Origin of the sequence: Streptomyces sp. MnatMP-M17 (assembly GCF_900091995.1) — a bacterium.
In the GTDB taxonomy this organism is placed as follows: Bacteria; Actinomycetota; Actinomycetes; order Streptomycetales; family Streptomycetaceae; genus Streptomyces.
In genome coordinates this window covers 1-2,728 of record NZ_FMDK01000311.1, presented here as the reverse complement: position 1 = coordinate 2,728, position 2,728 = coordinate 1, and the positions used below count along the sequence as shown (strand labels likewise).

Below are 2,728 nucleotides of genomic sequence, written 5' to 3'. Positions count from 1 at the left end.
CCGCTGCGGCGGATGGGGGTGGTCATGCGGCTTCCGACCCTTCCTGCGGCGGGGTGTGGACAGAGTCCGCGAACTCCTCGATCGGCTCGGCGTCCTGAAGGGCCGCCTCGTGGGCGGCGGCCTGGTCTTTGGGGTTGGTCGACAGCGCGTCCCGCAGTTCACGCGAGGGCATGTCCCACTGCATCGTGGCGACGCGGTCGCGGCGGTCGCGCACGATGCAGTGCCCGTGCCGGATGTCGCCGTGGGCGTCCTTGCCCACGCCGTGCAGGAGGGCCCGGGTGCTGTCGGACAGCGGCAGGCGCAGCAGTTCGGCCATGGCGTCCTGCTGGGACTTCGTGGACTGCTCGAACGCACACACGGTGGTGATCGCTTCCAGGACGCCGTCCAGGCCCATGAGGCTCTTGGGGTCCTGGGTGTCGATGGCCAGGGAGGTGTCCAGGGCGCGGCCGGTGCGGGCGATGTAGTCCACGAAGCGGCGGCCGTCGTCGGTCCCGGTGAGGACGTGCACCTCCGGGATCGCAACCACCTTGGGCAGATTGCGCAGGTCGGCGCGGGCGGAGGTGTTGAGTGCGTACGCGATCAGACCTCGCATGAGGGCCAGGGACACCCGCTCCGTCATGGTCATGTCGGCCGGGCGGGTGCCGGCCTGCGGCATCGTCAGGCCGGGCACCTGCACGAGCCACAGGCCCGGCTCCGGGCGCAGTGGGGACGCGCCGGCCTTGGGGGTGCCCAGCAGCGGCGCGCCGAGCTGGGTGCGGGAGAGCTCGGAGAGCGCGTCGCCGGCCTCGACGGCCAGGGGATCGCCGCTGGCCTGCAGGTACTCGATGACGCGCCAGGTTGCGGCGTCCTCGTGCTGGGCGATGGTGTTCGCGGCGCGCAGCAGGTGGGTTTCCACGCCGGCGTCCCGCATCCGCTCGGGCAGGACGATCAGCAGTTGGGAGACGACCTGCAGGGCCGCGTCGCCCTTGGGCAGCAGGCGGAACACGTCGGCGACGGCCGGGGTTTCGACGCCGCAGGTGACGTGGTGGGAGTCCAGGCCCAGGTACTCGCCGGCCTTCACCAGGCCGCCTTCGTCGCCCTTGAAGCCGAGCATCAGGGCGAAGGCGCCCTTCTGCGCCGCGATGAGGGTGGCGAGCATCATGCTGGTGGTCTTGCCGCGGCCCGACCGGCCGACGAAGGCGGTGGTGGTGGCGTCGCCCCTGGCCGAGCCGGCGGTGATGTCGATGCGGCACACGCCCGGGGTGGTGCCGGTCAGCAGTCCGGCGATCGGCCCGTCGTCGTCGCCGGCCTCCGAGCCGCCCCAGAACATGCTGGCCGCGAGCGCGTCGGTGGTGCGGATGTGCCCGAGGTCCGCGACGCGCAGCATGTCGCCGATCTGGGCCTCCAGCCACAGTTCGCGCTGCTCCTCGGAGGCGACGGTCACGTCGATGCTCAGGCCCGCGTAGTGGGCGACGACGGCGTCGCAGCGGGCGCGCAGGTCCTCCAGGGACTCGGTGGAGGAGACGATGATCCGCGGGTGGTCCTCCAGGAGGGTCATGCCGTCGCGGGACATCTGCCGGCGCAGGTCCTCCATGACCGCTTCGGTCTCCTCCGTCTCGGCGAAGGTCTCCCCCGCGCTGCCCTCGGCCGCGGACTTGCGCTGTTCCTTGGCGAGTTGGCGCTGCTTGTCGACGGCCTTGATCGCGGCGCCCTTGCGCCAGACCGTGAAGCGGATCGAGGCCTCCGGGCACACCAGCGGGTCGTCGTCGGTGACCGGGTGCTGGTAGCGGATCTCGCTCAGGCAGCGCAGCCACTCCTGCTCGCCCGGGGTGATCAGTTCCTCGGGGAAGGCCGGCATCGCCAGGATGCTCACCCAGGCGGCGGTCTGCCCGCGGGCGTCCATCAGCCGCAGGTGGTCGGCGTGCGGGATGGCCTTGGACTGCGTCAGGCGTACCAGGGCCGCGCCGGTGACGGTCGGCAGGTGGGGCGGGGCGGGCTGCGGGCGGAAGCTCTCGCGGGAGACGGCCCAGGCCAGCAGTTCGGCGGGCGCGATCCGCGCGCGCCACGGGGTGGCCTCCAGGCGGCGTTCCATCCGGCGGGCGAGCCCGTCGAGGTGGGCGAGCTCGGTCTCGTCCAGGCCGGTGTGGCCGACGCCGAGCGCGCCGGCGACGCTGTTCTTCACGGTGGCGTTGGTCGCCGAGTCCCGCTCGGCGATGCGTATGCCCAACAGCAGGTGCCGCTGGGGGAGTTCGAGGGCGTCCAGGCGGGCGGCCCACATGTCCGCGACCGCCTCGACGTCGCCGGCGGAGAAGATCTGCCGGGCTTCCTCGCGGTAGACCTCGCCGTCCAGGCGCGACCACACGATCTTCAGGTGGCAGTCGTAGCCGGGCAGCACCTTCGCGAGCGCGAGCGCGGCCGCGTCCTGCTCGATGTCCTGACGCTCCTCGGGCATGAGGTCGGTGTTGGCGCCGGAGAGGGTGAACCAGGCCTCGGCGGCGGTGTCGGTGACGACCAGGCCGTCGGCGATGGCCACGAGCTGCGGCTCGCGCATCATCCGCTCGGCGCCCAGGCCCAGCAGCCGGCCGAATCGGGAGACGGACTTCTTGGCCGCCTTGGTCGAGGTGCTCATCGGTCGGACTCCTTCGTGGTGCGGGCTGCGGGCAGGTGCCCGGAGCGGGAGGGGGAGGGGCCTGCGGCCCACGCGGCGGCCTCGGCCTCGGTGAGGCACGCGGCGCGGACCTGCCGGGCG

General features: G+C 72.7%; 1 protein-coding gene. It reads right to left on the bottom strand.

What is annotated here, in order from left to right; all coding sequences use genetic code 11:
• Positions 1 to 22 precede the first annotated feature (22 nt).
• Positions 23 to 2,608: an ATP-binding protein gene (locus tag GA0115259_RS14495; RefSeq protein WP_093596233.1), complete on the bottom strand. Its 2,586-nt coding sequence runs from the start codon at positions 2,606 to 2,608 to the stop codon at positions 23 to 25.
• Positions 2,609 to 2,728 lie beyond the last annotated feature (120 nt).